Source organism: Pseudomonas sp. DW-iso3 (assembly GCF_058725305.1).
In genome coordinates this window covers 65770-79212 of the sequence record NZ_JBZXDZ010000013.1, presented here as the reverse complement: position 1 = coordinate 79212, position 13443 = coordinate 65770, and the positions used below count along the sequence as shown (strand labels likewise).

Annotated in this window: 14 protein-coding genes; 9 read left to right on the top strand and 5 right to left on the bottom strand. The window is 60.2% G+C overall.

Annotation, left to right across the window (positions count from 1 at the left end; genetic code table 11):
* The first annotated feature begins 235 nt into the window (after positions 1-235).
* The 4 genes from rhtA (at position 236) to AC4PS7_RS28610 (ending at position 3037) form a co-directional block, all read left to right on the top strand.
* Complete coding sequence (gene rhtA / locus AC4PS7_RS28625; protein ID WP_010211573.1) at positions 236-1123, top strand: threonine/homoserine exporter RhtA; 888 nt, start codon at positions 236-238, stop codon at positions 1121-1123.
* A gap of 163 nt (positions 1124-1286) precedes the next feature.
* A complete protein-coding gene (locus tag AC4PS7_RS28620; protein ID WP_021492088.1) occupies positions 1287-1568 on the top strand; it encodes a hypothetical protein in 282 nt (93 codons plus the stop codon).
* A 111-nt stretch (positions 1569-1679) separates the two neighbouring features.
* Positions 1680-2411, top strand: a complete 732-nt coding sequence (locus tag AC4PS7_RS28615; protein WP_010211576.1) for an SDR family oxidoreductase — start codon at positions 1680-1682, stop codon at positions 2409-2411.
* Positions 2412-2446: 35 nt separating this feature from the next.
* Entirely contained in the window at positions 2447-3037 is a 591-nt protein-coding gene (locus AC4PS7_RS28610) for a 2-hydroxychromene-2-carboxylate isomerase (RefSeq protein ID WP_010211578.1), read from the top strand.
* On the opposite strand, the gene AC4PS7_RS28605 is transcribed toward AC4PS7_RS28610, so the two are convergent.
* Positions 3034-4020 (bottom strand): zinc-dependent alcohol dehydrogenase family protein, encoded by a 987-nt coding sequence (locus tag AC4PS7_RS28605; RefSeq protein WP_069673173.1) that lies wholly within the window; start codon positions 4018-4020, stop codon positions 3034-3036. The genes AC4PS7_RS28610 and AC4PS7_RS28605 overlap by 4 nt on opposite strands.
* A 115-nt stretch (positions 4021-4135) precedes the next feature.
* Between AC4PS7_RS28605 and AC4PS7_RS28600 the strand changes: the two genes are divergently transcribed.
* On the top strand, positions 4136-5044 hold the full coding sequence (locus AC4PS7_RS28600) for a LysR family transcriptional regulator (RefSeq protein WP_042571648.1): 909 nt from the start codon (positions 4136-4138) through the stop codon (positions 5042-5044).
* On the opposite strand, the gene AC4PS7_RS28595 is transcribed toward AC4PS7_RS28600, so the two are convergent.
* The 3 genes from AC4PS7_RS28595 to AC4PS7_RS28585 form a co-directional block, all read right to left on the bottom strand.
* On the bottom strand, positions 5037-6845 hold the full coding sequence (locus AC4PS7_RS28595; protein WP_069673174.1) for an aminopeptidase P family protein: 1809 nt from the start codon (positions 6843-6845) through the stop codon (positions 5037-5039). The two genes, AC4PS7_RS28600 and AC4PS7_RS28595, sit on opposite strands and share 8 nt — an antisense overlap.
* Before the next feature lie 49 nt (positions 6846-6894).
* A complete protein-coding gene (locus tag AC4PS7_RS28590; protein WP_010211582.1) occupies positions 6895-8055 on the bottom strand; it encodes a cysteine desulfurase family protein in 1161 nt (386 codons plus the stop codon).
* Between the two features lie 233 nt (positions 8056-8288).
* Entirely contained in the window at positions 8289-8558 is a 270-nt protein-coding gene (locus AC4PS7_RS28585; RefSeq protein ID WP_021492092.1) for a hypothetical protein, read from the bottom strand.
* 399 nt (positions 8559-8957) lie between these two features.
* On the opposite strand from AC4PS7_RS28585, the gene msuE reads away from it, so the two are divergent.
* From msuE to AC4PS7_RS28565, 4 genes are all read left to right on the top strand, one after another.
* Positions 8958-9521: an FMN reductase gene (gene msuE, locus AC4PS7_RS28580; protein WP_010211584.1), complete on the top strand. Its 564-nt coding sequence runs from the start codon at positions 8958-8960 to the stop codon at positions 9519-9521.
* Positions 9522-9530: 9 nt separating this feature from the next.
* On the top strand, positions 9531-10673 hold the full coding sequence (gene ssuD / locus AC4PS7_RS28575; RefSeq protein ID WP_010211585.1) for an FMNH2-dependent alkanesulfonate monooxygenase: 1143 nt from the start codon (positions 9531-9533) through the stop codon (positions 10671-10673).
* A gap of 62 nt (positions 10674-10735) precedes the next feature.
* Entirely contained in the window at positions 10736-11923 is a 1188-nt protein-coding gene (locus AC4PS7_RS28570) for an acyl-CoA dehydrogenase family protein (RefSeq protein ID WP_021492094.1), read from the top strand.
* Between the two features lie 11 nt (positions 11924-11934).
* Positions 11935-13038, top strand: a complete 1104-nt coding sequence (locus AC4PS7_RS28565) for a sigma-54 interaction domain-containing protein (RefSeq protein ID WP_021492095.1) — start codon at positions 11935-11937, stop codon at positions 13036-13038.
* On the opposite strand, the gene AC4PS7_RS28560 is transcribed toward AC4PS7_RS28565, so the two are convergent.
* A complete protein-coding gene (locus AC4PS7_RS28560; RefSeq protein ID WP_010211589.1) occupies positions 13027-13392 on the bottom strand; it encodes an antibiotic biosynthesis monooxygenase in 366 nt (121 codons plus the stop codon). The two genes, AC4PS7_RS28565 and AC4PS7_RS28560, sit on opposite strands and share 12 nt — an antisense overlap.
* Positions 13393-13443 lie beyond the last annotated feature (51 nt).

The window sequence follows — 13443 nt, the reverse complement described above, 5'->3', positions numbered from 1 at the left end:
GTTTACCAAGGAGTTTTCCGTTTCGACTGCGCCGGAAGTGGGGCGAATTATAGACTTCTGAAATCTGCCGTCAACTCCTAATTTGGTTTTTCTATCAAAGGCGCTGGAAACTTCAAAATCCGCCCTTTATAAAAACGTCAGAAGGATAGTTGAGCAATATATTGCCCATTCTCAAACAGTTAAGCATCATAGCGCCCATGCTTCTTTTACTATGACTTTGGACAAACACTCCCAAATGACCACCTCCCCCCGCAGCCTGGGCGCGACATTGTTCCCCATTGGCCTGCTGCTGATCGCCATGGCCTCCATCCAGTCCGGCGCCTCGCTGGCCAAGACCATGTTCCCTATCGTCGGGGCACAGGGCACCACGGCACTGCGCCTGATTTTTGCCAGCGTGATCATGCTGTTTCTATTACGCCCATGGCGCGCCACGTTGACGGCAAAGTCCCTGCGAACGGTGATCATCTATGGAATGGCATTGGGCGGCATGAACTTCCTCTTCTATATGTCCCTGCGCAGCGTACCTTTGGGAATTGCGGTCGCCCTGGAATTCACCGGCCCGTTGGCTGTCGCTATCTATGCCTCTCGACGCGCAGTCGACTTCCTGTGGATTGCCCTGGCGATCATCGGCTTGCTCTTGCTTATCCCACTGGGCGAAGCGAGCAGCGGGATCGATCTAGTGGGAGCGAGCTACGCTCTGGGTGCCGGGGTCTGCTGGGCGCTCTACATTCTGTATGGTCAGAAAGCCGGTAATGACAACGGCGTGCAGACCGCCGCCCTTGGCGTAATGATCGCAGCCTTGTTTGTTGCCCCTATCGGCATCGTCCATGCAGGCAGCGCATTGCTGACCCCCGCGTTGATCCCTATCGCCATCGGTGTGGCCATTCTGTCCACCGCTCTGCCCTATACCCTGGAAATGGTCGCACTGACCCGCCTTCCCGCCCGCACCTTCGGCACGCTCATGAGCATCGAACCAGCGTTTGGCGCCTTCTCCGGCCTGTTGTTCCTGCACGAACACCTGTCATTCGCGCAGTGGCTGGCGATCATTTGCATCATCTTGGCCTCCGTAGGCGCAACGGTGACGATGCGCAACGACTCAAAACCGCTGGTTCCAGCCGATTGAAGCCTGTTTGAATGTAGCTCTGGCATTTGGCGCTCATTTAGGCCATGTTTAAGCGGTCAACAAATGTCATTCATGGAGAACTCCGACAAGGACAGCGCTAACGCGACACCCGAGAGCGAGTAGAGCCGCCTGTAGCACTGCAGGGTGGCTATTAAGGATAGGAATGAAGCGAATTTTTATACTGTTAATGGTCATGGCGATTGCCGGTTGTGCCGCGACCACCAAGACAGAAGTGAAACGTGGCAAAAAAGGGCTGCATATCAACTGTTCCGGCCTGTCTTCTTCCTGGGACCAGTGCTACACCAGCGCAACCAACTCTTGCGGCGCCAAGGGCTATCGGGTTATCGCAAAGTCCGGTGACAACTCCGAGGAACCAGGGGACTACCCCTTCGGCCTCAATCCTGCCGGCTATACCAGCCGAAGCATGATCGTCATCTGTAAATAGTTGCTCGAGCAGTCATCCCCTGACTGCTCCTATTAAATTCCAGATACAAATCCAGCCCTTCGCGGCGCTGCGTCTAAACTCCTGCTCGACTATCGAGCCAACGGAGTTCCCATGACGCACAACAAGAAAATCGTATTGGTAGTGGGCGCCGGTGACGCAACCGGCGGCGCCATTGCCAAACGCTTTGCCCGCGAAGGCTATGTGGCCTGCGTGACACGCCGCAGTGCCGACAAACTGCAGCCACTGGTAGACAGTATTCAAGCTGCAGGCGGCGAGGCCCATGGGTTTGCCTGCGATGCACGTAAGGAAGACGACGTCATCGCACTGATCGAAAACATCGAAACCAACCTGGGCCCCATCGAAGCCTTCGTGTTCAACATCGGCGCCAACGTCCCGTGCAGCATCCTCGAAGAAACCGCGCGCAAGTATTTCAAGATCTGGGAGATGGCCTGTTTTTCGGGCTTCCTGAATGCACGCGAGGTGGCCAAGCGCATGGTCACGCGCAATCGAGGCACCATTCTGTTCACAGGGGCCACCGCAGGGTTGCGCGGTGCGGCAGGTTTTGCTGCATTCGCCGGGGCCAAGCACGGAATTCGGGCGCTTGCGCAGAGCATGGCGCGGGAATTGGGCCCCAGGAACATCCACGTCGCCCATATCGTGGTCGACGGCGCCATCGACACCGACTTCATTCGCGACAATTTCCCGCAAAAATACGCGCTCAAGGACCAGGACGGCATCCTCAACCCCGAGCACATCGCCGATAACTATTGGTACCTGCATAGCCAGCCACGCGATGCCTGGACCTTCGAACTGGACCTGCGCCCCTGGAATGAACCCTGGTGAGCACGCCCCATAACAATAAGCAGCGAGCATCGACCATGAGTAAAACCTTGGAATTCTTCTTTGACCTCGGCAGCCCTGCCACCTACCTGGCCTACACTCAACTGCCGGCGTTGTGCGCGGCAACCGGTACGCAGTTGGTGTACAAGCCCATGCTGTTGGGCGGCGTGTTCAAGGCCACCGGCAACGCCTCTCCAATCACCGTTCCCGCAAAAGGTCGCTACATGTTTGATGACCTTGCACGTTATGCCCGTCGCTACAACGTGCCGCTCCAGTTCAACCCGCATTTTCCCATCAACACCCTGGTATTGATGCGCGTGATCACCGGCGTCCAATTGCACCACCCTGAACGTTTCCAGGACGTTGTCGATTGCCTGTTCCGCGCGCTCTGGGTCGATGGCCGCCACTTGGGAGACCCCACTGTGGTGGCTGCCGTGCTCACCGAACACGGATTTGACCCGGATGAGCTGCTGGCACTGGCTAATGAAGAACGTGTAAAGGCTGCCCTCAAAGACAACACCGAACAGGCCGTTCAACGCGGCGTGTTCGGTGCACCCAGCATGTTTGTAGGCAAACAGTTGTTCTTCGGTCAGGACCGTCTGGATTTCGTGCGTGAAGCCTTGAGTTAGATCTCGATCGCCAAGCGCCCTTGCGCGCCGCCTGCGAGCAGATCGTAAGCGGCGTTTGCACTGTGCAAATCGAATTGATGCCCGTCCATGATCGGCTTGAGCTTGCCGGCATCGATCAACCGCGCGGCCTCGGAAAGGATCTGCCCGTGATGTTCACACCCTTTTGCAGTCAACAACGGTAACAAGGTAAACACGCCAGAGTAGCTCGCCCCACGAAAGGACAACGGCGCCAGGCTGTGTTGCCCCCATCCCAGGCAACTCACTACGTGACCGTGATAGGTCTTGGCCGCTCGGAAGGATGCATCCAGCGTCTCCCCGCCGACGGTGTCATACACAATGTCGAAACCTTCGCCCGCGGTGTACTGCGCGACATAGGCTTCAACCGTCTGCTGCTGATAATCGATGAACGTCGCGCCAAGCCCCTCGATGACCGAGCGATGCCTGGCAGAGCCTGTGGCATACACCTGCGCGCCGTAAGCAAGCGCCAATTGCACCGCGACATGCCCTACCCCGCCAGCACCACCCTGGATCAACACTTTGTGTGCAGAACCTACCTGAGCCCGGTCCACCAAACCCTCCCAAGCCGTAATCAACACCAGCGGCAACACCGCCGCTTCACGCATGCTCAAGGTCGCGGGTTTCTTCGCCAGCAAGCGCGCATCAACTACCGCATATTCCGCCAGCGAGCCCTGTGCGCCGCCAATCCCGGTTGCCAACGCATACACATCATCGCCAACCTGCCACCCACCCGCGCCAGGGCCGACGGCTTCAACGGTGCCCGCCAAGTCCATCCCGAGTACCGCCGGCAGAGGTTGGCGCGCATGAGCAGCCTGGCCTGCGCGAATTTTGCCGTCCAATGGGTTAAGGCCACTGGCGCGAATCCGAACCAGCACTTGGCCAGCGCCGGCCACTGGCTTGGGCATTGTCGTCAGCCGAAACGGCGCATCCACGGCGTCCACAATCAAAGCGTGCATATCAGTCATGTTGGCGATCTCGTGTCATAGGAGGATGAAGCCCATGATCCGTCTGCCGACTCATGCTGATAAGACGCTAAAAAGCTATAGTGCTCATGCCCATTTGGCATGGTTCGGACAGCTCATGGACAAACTCAACGCAATGGCGATTTTCGTTCGGGTAATTGAACGCGGCAGTTTTTCCGCCGTCGCCCGGGAAATGCAGACCACCCAGCCCACCATCAGCAAAATACTGCGCGCCCTGGAAACCGAACTGGGCGGCAAGTTGATTGCCCGCAGTACGCGCCAACTGTCTCTGACCGACGAAGGTCAACGGTACTACAGCCATTGCCGTGAAATCCTCGCCGCCGTGGACGCTGCCGAACACAGTTTCCAGACCGGCAAAGAGGCGATCGCCGGTCCCTTGCGCATCGGTTCGTCGGTCAGTTTCGGGCGCCTGCATATTGCTGCACGCCTCAGCGATTTCCTGCAGCAATACCCGGACGTGCAGGTGGACCTGCAACTCAACGATCACCTGCAGGACATGGTCAGCGAAGGCCTGGACGTGACTCTGCGAATTGGCGAATTGCGCGACAGTGGCTTGATTGCACGACAGATCGGTACCACCCACCGCGTCACCCTGGCCAGCCCGGACTACCTGGCCCGCCATCCCGCGCCGCAAACCCCGCATGAGCTCAGCCAGCACAACTGCCTGCTCTTCAATCTGCTCAGCAGCCAGAACCAGTGGGTGTACGAAAAGGAGGGCACGCGACACAGCGTGCGCATCACCGGCAACGCCCAGAGCAACAACTCCGAAGCGGTGCGGGAAATGGTGTTGACGGGGCTCGGCATTGCGCTGTCGCCCCTATGGTTGTTCTACGACGATTTGAAGGCCGGCCGCGTGGTCGCACTGTTGCAGGACTACACCGCGCAGTCGCTGCCGATCCATGCGGTGTCGGCGCCCAACCGTCGCCAGTCAGCCCGGGTCAAGGCATTCGTCGACTATATGGCCGACGCCCTGGCCCAGGCCCCTGAACTGCAGGCGATCAAATAGCCGCAGTGCGTACCTGCAACCACTCAAGCGCAGCACCACTGAGTAACGGGCTTAACCGCGCACGCACCTCAGCGTGGTAAGCGTTGAACCACTCGCGCTCGTCCGCCGTCAGCAGCGCGGGCTCCAGGCAGCGCGTATCGATCGGGCACAAGGTCAGGGTTTCGAACTTCAGGAACTCGCCGAACTCAGTCTTGCCGGCTTCGCGGTTGAGCACCAGGTTCTCGATGCGCACACCCCAACGTCCCGGACGGTAGGTGCCCGGCTCAATGGAAGTGATCATCCCCGGCTGCATCGCCGTTTGCGGCGCCGTGGCGGCCTGATAGGCAATCACTTGCGGGCCTTCATGCACATTGAGGAAATAGCCTACACCGTGCCCGGTGCCGTGGCCGTAGTCCACGCCTTCCGCCCAGATCGGCGCGCGGGCAATGGCGTCCAGCAGTGGTGACAGGATCCCTTTCGGGAAGTGTGCACGGGACAAGGCGATCACGCCCTTGAGTACGCGGGTGCAGTCACGCTTCTGCTCGTCACTCGGCGTGCCGATAGGCACCATCCGCGTGATATCCGTGGTGCCGCCCAGGTACTGGCCACCCGAGTCAATCAGCAACAAGCCATCACCTTCGATCAGCGCATGCTCTTCTTCAGTGGCATGGTAATGCGGCATTGCGCCATTGGCGTTGTAGGCTGCGATGGTGTTGAAACTCAGCGATACATAACCGGGCCGACGGGTGCGCGCAGCAGTCAGGTGTTCGTCAATGGTCAGTTCGGTGATACGTTCACGACCCAACGCACTGTCCAGCCAGGCGAAAAATTCGCACAGCGCCGCGCCATCCTGCTCCATGGCTTGGCGGATATGTTCCGCGTCGGCAAGACTCTTGCGGGACTTGGCCAATGTGGTCGGGTTAAGCCCTTCGACCAGCTTGACGCCAGCATCCAGGTTTTCCAGCAGGCCAGCGGTGACGCGCGCCGGGTCCACCTGCAAGCTGGCGCCCGTAGGCACCGCGCGCAACGCGTCAGCCACTTCGCTGTAGTCGCGCAGCGTCACGCCATCCTGCTCCAGCACCGACCGCAGCTCACCATCGACTTTGCTCAGCGCCACGAACAACGTGGCTTGCTGCTGATTGATCAATGCAAAGGACACAAACACCGGGTTAAAGGAAACATCACCACCGCGCAAGTTGAACAGCCAGGCGATGTCATCCAGGGTTGCAATGAAATGCCAATCGGCGCCCTTCTCTTTCAAGGCGGCGCGCAGTGAGGCGAGTTTTTCACCACGGCTGACAGTGGCCTGCGGTGGCAAATGTTGATAGATCGGCTGGTTCGGCAATGCCGGGCGGTCTTTCCAGACTTCATCCAACAGGTCGACATCCGTACGCAGTCGGGCGCCACGCTCTGCCAACTTGCCACCCAGGGTTCGCGCCGACGCCACAGCCATGACTGCACCGTCCACCGCGACGACACCCCCTTCCGGTGTTTGCTCGGCCAGCCACTCCAGTGGCCCGGGTTGGCCCGGCTGCAGCTTGACCAGTTCGATGCCGCTGCCCTTGAGTTCCTTGGTCGCCTGTTCCCAGTAACGGCTGTCGGCCCACACACCGGCGAAATCCGCAGTGACAATCAGCGTCCCCACCGAACCATGAAACCCCGACAACCATTGCCGCCCCTGCCAGTAACCCGGCAGGTATTCGGACAGGTGCGGGTCGGCCGACGGCACCAGCAGGGCGTGGATGCCCTCGCGGCTCATCAGTTCACGGGTATGCGCCAGGCGCTGGGGAACCGTTCCATGGGTCAAAGGCTGCGTACTCATTGTGTCTCCTGCTAACCACGAATAATTATTATGTGTTGCGATAAATGAATCAGACCGCCCAGAAGGCCGGTGCACTGGCCAGGGCTGACTTGATCAACTGCACCGCCTGGTCAATATCCTGTTCGGTGGTAAACCGGCCCAGGCTCAAGCGAATGGTACGGCCGGCGCTGCGTGCATCATGGCCCAGGGCGAGCAGCACATGGGACGGCGCGTTACTCGCCGAATTGCAGGCGGACGTCGCAGAGAACGCGATCCCCGCGCTCAACGCAGCGGCATTGAATTCGCCTTCACTGAACGTGAGGCTCAGGGTGTGTGGAATACGTTGCGTGGCGCTGCCATTGAGGCGCACGCCGGCCACCGACGCCAACTGGTCCAGCAGGCGCTGGCGCAGAGCCACGATCACCGCCTTTTCTTCGGCAAAAGACGCCGCCGCCAACGCAAACGCGGTGCCCATGCCGGCAATCTGATGCGTTGCCAAGGTGCCGGAGCGCAGGCCGCCTTCGTGACCGCCGCCGTGAATCTGCGCCAACACCTTCTGCTGCGCCCGCGGGCCGACATACAAAGCGCCGACACCTTTGGGGCCATACAATTTGTGGGCCGAAAACGACATCAAGTCCACCGGCCACTGCGCCAGGTCGATCGCCACCTTGCCCGCCCCCTGCGCCGCATCCACATGCAACAACGCACCGTGCTCACGCACGCGAGCGCCGATGGCCGGGATGTCGTTGAGGGTGCCCAATTCGTTATTCACCAGCATCAGCGACACCAGGAAGGTGTCCTCGCGCAAGGCTTCACTGACAGCATCGGCGCTGATCAGGCCTTCGGCATCCGGCACCAGGTAGGTCACGGCCACGCCCGCTTCCTGCAGTTGTCGCGCGGTATCCAGGGTGGCCTTGTGTTCGATCTGGCTGGTGATGATATGCCCACCCGCCACACCTCGCGCCTGGGCCACGCCCTTGATCGCAAGGTTGTTGGATTCGGTGGCGCCGGAAGTCCAGACGATTTGTTCCGGGTTGGCACCGACCAACTCGGCCACCTGACGACGCGCCTGTTCGACCGTGTGCCGCGCCGCCTGGCCGAACGCGTGGGAACTGGACGCAGGGTTACCGAAGTTGGCATTGAAGCCCAGACACTCGACCATCACCTGGATGACCCGCTCATCCACCGGGGTGGTGGCGGCGTAGTCGAAATACAGCGGACGTTTATTCATGACATTGAAAACTCGCAGAGCAGGTTCCCGAGAGCAGCGTCTCAGGGGCACGGACCGGGACAGAGGTCGTCAGGTTTAACCGATCGAATGCCATTAAAGAAGGACCACTTTATGTAAATGTGCGTAGGAACGCTCCTGAAATTCAGCTTAACAGGCTGAAGTCGCCCCATGGAAAACAAAAAGCCCGAGGTTCCTTAAGGGAAACCTCGGGCTTTTTGCCGTCGGACGCAGGCTCAACTGGGACGACCATGCAGGGTCACACTGCGTTCGGCGTTCATTTCGCCTTGACGATCAAAGCCGAAGGGTCTCTGTGGCTGGCCGGTGAGTGCAGCGCGCTGCTGTTGATATTCATCAAATGACAAACCACGACGACTCAACGCTTCCAGGGCCAACTGTTTGGTTTCTTCGGCGGTGTAAGGGCGCATCTCTGGCGATGGATGGGTCGCACATCCAGCAAGGACAGCACTGACAATCAATAAGGAAACAGCGAGGAATCGGTTCATGGCGGTGGCCCTGCAAAGGAGGTTTCGAGTCAATGAACACAGGCTACTCCCGCCCTCGCGCAGGGAAAAATCACCTGCCGTGATAGTTGCTATCAACCGCTGAAGCACCTTCGATAGCGGCGCTTTCATATTCCTTTAAGATCTATAAATATGGAAATACGTTCATTTACGGAATAAAAGTAACCCTCTATAAATGATGCTGAACGGCGACAGCACTGTTGCCCACGCAACTGTTTCGCTAGCAACAGTCATTCAACAAATCACCAGGCAGCCAACACCCGCACTTTTCAGCAGTGAGCCTGCAACCCACGCCGTTCAAGGCCTGCACCCGTTGGTACAGCTCTTGCTCAACCGGTTGTACCCCTTTGCTATGAACCACTGTTGAAAAAGGAACTGTTCATGACCCGTCCCCTGAATGTCGTCGCCCTCTCCGGCGGAACCTGGCGTCCGTCCCGCACCCTCGTACTGACCCAGGCTGTACTGGCTGAAATCGCTACGTTGCTGCCGATCGAGACCACCCTGATCGAACTGGGCGACATCGCTCGGCCTCTCGGCGGCGCGTTGTCGCGCGATGAGTTGCCCGCCGATGTCGAGGCGCAACTGTTGGCCATCGAACAGGCCGACCTGCTGATCGTCGCGGCGCCGATCTATCGCGGTTCCTACCCAGGTTTGCTCAAGCATTTGTTCGACCTGATCGGCCTCAATGCGTTGGTCAACACACCCGTGCTCCTGGCTGCAACCGGCGGCAGTGAACGTCACGCGCTGGTCCTCGATCATCAGTTGCGTCCGCTGTTCAGCTTCTTCCAGGCGCTGACCCTGCCCGTCGGCGTGTACGCCACCGAGGCGGACTTCACCGACTACCAAATAACCAGCGACCTATTAAAAGCCCGTATTCAACTGGCGGCAGAACGTGCAGCACCGTTGTTCACTGCGCACGCCCCCTCTCTGCTGAAAATCGCTTAAGGATTTGTCATGGATGTTTTCTGGTTCCTGCCCACTCACGGCGACGGTCATTACCTGGGCACCACACAAGGTGCAAGGCCGGTCACTCTCAATTACCTGAAGCAAGTCGCACAGGCGGCTGACAGCCTGGGTTACCACGGCGTGCTGATTCCTACCGGGCGCTCGTGCGAAGACTCCTGGGTCATCGCCTCGGCGCTGGTGCCGTTGACCGAACGCCTGCGTTACTTGGTGGCCATTCGTCCGGGCATCATCTCGCCCACCGTGTCGGCACGCATGGCGGCGACCCTGGACCGCCTGTCCAACGGCCGCCTGCTGATCAACGTGGTGACCGGCGGCGACCCCGACGAAAACCGCGGCGACGGCAGCTTCCTTGACCACAGCGAACGCTACGAAGTCTCCGACGAATTCCTACAGATCTGGCGCCGCGTATTGCAGGGCGAATCGGTAGATTTCGAAGGCAAACACTTGCGCGTACAGAACGCCAAAGCGCTTTATCCGCCGGTGCAGAAGCCTTATCCGCCGCTGTATTTCGGCGGTTCTTCCGATGCCGCCCACGACCTCGCCGCCGAGCAGGTCGATGTGTACCTGACCTGGGGCGAACCGCCGGCCGCCGTCGCGGAAAAACTTGCGGATGTGCGTGAGCGCGCCGCACGCCACGGGCGCACCGTGAAATTCGGCATCCGCCTGCATGTGATCGTGCGCGAGACCGAAGAGGACGCCTGGAAAGCCGCCGACAAACTGATCGAGCACATCAGCGACGAAACCATCGCCGCCGCGCAAAAATCCTTCTCGCGCTTCGATTCCGAAGGCCAGCGCCGCATGGCCGCCCTGCATGACGGGCGCCGCGACAACTTGGAAATCGCCCCCAACCTGTGGGCCGGCGTCGGCCTGGTGCGCGGTGGTGCCGGCACCGCGTTGGTCGGCAACCCGCAGCAAGTGGCCGAGCGCATCAAGGAATACGCAGACCTGGGGATCGAGAGCTTCATCTTCTCCGGCTACCCGCACCTGGAAGAAGCCTATCGCTTCGCCGAGCTGGTGTTCCCGTTGCTGCCGGAACCCTACGCCAGCCTTGCCGGGCGCGGCGTCACCAACCTCACTGGCCCGTTCGGCGAAATGATTGCCAACGATGTACTGCCGACGACAAAGGCCTGAACCGCTGCCCTTCTGTAGGCGCCGGCTTGCCAGCGCCTACAAGGCAAATAGAGGAATCCCCCGTGACAGCCAACCCCCACAGCGTCCTGCCCTCCCCTTTGCAGACCGCCAAACGGCTGGCCGCCGAATTCGCCCGCACCGCCGTCGAGCGTGACGAGCGCGGTGGCACGCCCAAAGCCGAACGCGACGCCCTGCGCCAGAGCGGCCTGCTGGCCCTGAGTATTCCCATCCAATACGGCGGCCTCGGCGCACGCTGGAGCGACACCCTCGGCATCGTGCGCGAATTCGCCAAGGTCGACAGTTCGATCGCCCATGTCTTCGGTTTTCACCACTTGATGCTCGCCACCGTGCGCCTGTTTTCACGCCCGGACCAATGGCAGCCCTGGTTCGAACAGACTGCACGAAAAAACTGGTTTTGGGGCAATGCCCTCAACCCGCTGGACACGCGCACGGTGGTTAAGGATTTCGGCGGCTGGCGCGAGTTTTCCGGCAAAAAGAGCTTCTGCTCCGGCGCCAGCGACTCGGAAATGCTGATCGCCTCGGCGGTGGATGAAACCGCCGGCGGCAAGCTGCTGATCGCCGCCATCCCCAGCGGCCGCAGCGGCATCACTTTGCACAACGATTGGAACAATATCGGCCAGCGCCAGACCGACAGCGGCAGCGCGAGCTTCGAACGGGTGCGCGTCGAAGAATCCGAACTGCTGCTCGATCCCGGCCCGCTGAGCACGCCCTTTGCCTGCCTGCGCCCGTTGATCGCGCAGTTGACCTTCACGCATATGTTCCTCGGTATAGCCGAAGGCGCTTTCGAAGAAGCGCGCAACTACACGCTCACCGAAACCCGTTCGTGGCATAAATCCAGTGCCGAAGACGTGCGCCAGGACCCTTACGTGCTGCATCACTACGGAGAATTCTGGGTCGCCCTTGAAGGTGTGCACCTGCTGGTGGAGCGCGCCGCCGAGTTGCTCGACCAAGCCTGGGCAAAGGGCCCGAACCTCAGCGAAAACGAGCGTGGCCAACTGGCTATCGCTATCGCCACCGCCAAGGTCGCCGCGACCCGCCAAGGTCTCGACTTGTGCAGCCGCCTGTTCGAAGTGACCGGCGCGCGCTCCACCCACGCATCGCTGCGCCTGGACCGCCACTGGCGCAACCTGCGCACGCAAACCCTGCACGACCCGGTGGACTACAAGCTCCACGAACTCGGGGATTGGGCATTGAACCAAGCCCTGCCGATTCCAACGTTCTATTCCTAAGAGAGGTGCCCATGCAGCTTTTGACCCTACCGCCCTCGCCCACCCTCGCGACGTCGATCCGCGCCACGGCCCAGGTCTTCGAAGACCCTAAATCCCAGGCGTTGCTCGACCACATCCAGCAAGTGGCGCCCAGCGAAGCCAGCGTGTTGATCATCGGCGAGACCGGGACCGGTAAAGAGCTGGTGGCACGGCATATCCACAACCTCAGCGCGCGGCGCAACCGGCCATTCGTGGCGGTGAACTGCGGTGCGTTCTCCGAATCCCTGGTGGAAGCCGAGCTGTTCGGCCACGAAAAAGGCGCCTTCACCGGCGCCCTCAGTGCCAAGGCCGGCTGGTTCGAAGAGGCCGACGGCGGCACGTTGTTTCTGGATGAGATCGGCGATTTGCCGATGGCGATCCAGGTCAAACTGTTGCGCGTCCTACAGGAACGCGAAGTGGTACGCCTGGGGTCGCGCAAGAGCATTCCGATTGATGTGCGGGTCCTAGCCGCCACCAACGTGCAACTGGAAAAAGCCATCAATGCCGGGCATTTTCGCGAGGACCTCTACTACCGTCTCGACGTGGTCAGCCTGGAGCTCAGCCCCTTGCGTGACCGGCCAGGCGATATCTTGCCGCTGACCCGGCATTTTATCGAAGCCTACAGCCAGCGCCTGGGTTACGGGCCGATCACCATCAGCCGCGAGGCCGAGCACAAACTCAAGAGCTACAGTTGGCCGGGCAACATCCGTGAGCTGGAAAACGTGATTCACCACACCCTGCTGATCTGCCGCGATGGCGTGATCGAACGCGACGATTTACGCCTGTCGAACATGCGCATCGAGCGTCAGGACGACAGCCAGCACGGCACTGACAACAGCGCCGAAGCGTTGCTGGCGCGGGCCTTCCAAAAGCTGTTTGAGGAACAGGCCGGGGCCCTGCATGAAAAGGTCGAGGACGCCCTGCTCCGCGCCGCCTACCGTTTCAGCCATTACAACCAGGTGCACACCGCCAACCTGCTGGGCTTGAGCCGCAACGTCACGCGCACACGCCTGATCAAGATCGGCGAGTTGGCGGTGAACAAACGCCGCCCAGGCGAAAACGTGCAGGGCGAGCGCATGCTGCACCTATCCATTTAGACGGCAGTGCAATGCGTTATCGTGGCTACGCTCGAAGCTGCGCAGCACTTGGAACGAACCGAAGGTCACGGCCGTGGCCTGGTGGGCGCGAATCAGCGTCCAGAAATCCTCCTCGCCGTGCTCGAAGCATTTGAACGCCGCCTCGCCATCCTCCCGCGAGCGCCATTGCAGGTAATTGAGCACCCGCCGGCCGTCATCGCTGACTTGCACACTTGCATTGATAAAGCCGCCATGGCCTTGGGCCAGGCGTTCGCTTTGAGTGGTCAACGCCGCCACCAGGGCCCGTTGCTGCCGGGGCTCGATCTGAAACTCGATCAATTGAGTGAAGCTGCGATTTTTCTCTAATACCTGCATGAACACTCCCCTTTCTCTGTAGGCAGAATCTTGCGATTCGATGCCACGCAG

Coding starts and splice junctions, on each gene's coding strand:
- AC4PS7_RS28595 (WP_069673174.1), bottom strand. CDS start 6,845: ATGAGTACGCAGCCTTTGACCCATGGAACGGTTCCCCAGCGCCTGGCG.
- AC4PS7_RS28610 (WP_010211578.1), top strand. CDS start 2,447: ATGAGTAAAACCTTGGAATTCTTCTTTGACCTCGGCAGCCCTGCCACC.
- AC4PS7_RS28600 (WP_042571648.1), top strand. CDS start 4,136: ATGGACAAACTCAACGCAATGGCGATTTTCGTTCGGGTAATTGAACGC.
- AC4PS7_RS28615 (WP_010211576.1), top strand. CDS start 1,680: ATGACGCACAACAAGAAAATCGTATTGGTAGTGGGCGCCGGTGACGCA.
- AC4PS7_RS28620 (WP_021492088.1), top strand. CDS start 1,287: ATGAAGCGAATTTTTATACTGTTAATGGTCATGGCGATTGCCGGTTGT.
- AC4PS7_RS28605 (WP_069673173.1), bottom strand. CDS start 4,020: ATGACTGATATGCACGCTTTGATTGTGGACGCCGTGGATGCGCCGTTT.
- ssuD (WP_010211585.1), top strand. CDS start 9,531: ATGGATGTTTTCTGGTTCCTGCCCACTCACGGCGACGGTCATTACCTG.
- AC4PS7_RS28560 (WP_010211589.1), bottom strand. CDS start 13,392: ATGCAGGTATTAGAGAAAAATCGCAGCTTCACTCAATTGATCGAGTTT.
- AC4PS7_RS28585 (WP_021492092.1), bottom strand. CDS start 8,558: ATGAACCGATTCCTCGCTGTTTCCTTATTGATTGTCAGTGCTGTCCTT.
- AC4PS7_RS28590 (WP_010211582.1), bottom strand. CDS start 8,055: ATGAATAAACGTCCGCTGTATTTCGACTACGCCGCCACCACCCCGGTG.
- AC4PS7_RS28565 (WP_021492095.1), top strand. CDS start 11,935: ATGCAGCTTTTGACCCTACCGCCCTCGCCCACCCTCGCGACGTCGATC.
- rhtA (WP_010211573.1), top strand. CDS start 236: ATGACCACCTCCCCCCGCAGCCTGGGCGCGACATTGTTCCCCATTGGC.
- msuE (WP_010211584.1), top strand. CDS start 8,958: ATGACCCGTCCCCTGAATGTCGTCGCCCTCTCCGGCGGAACCTGGCGT.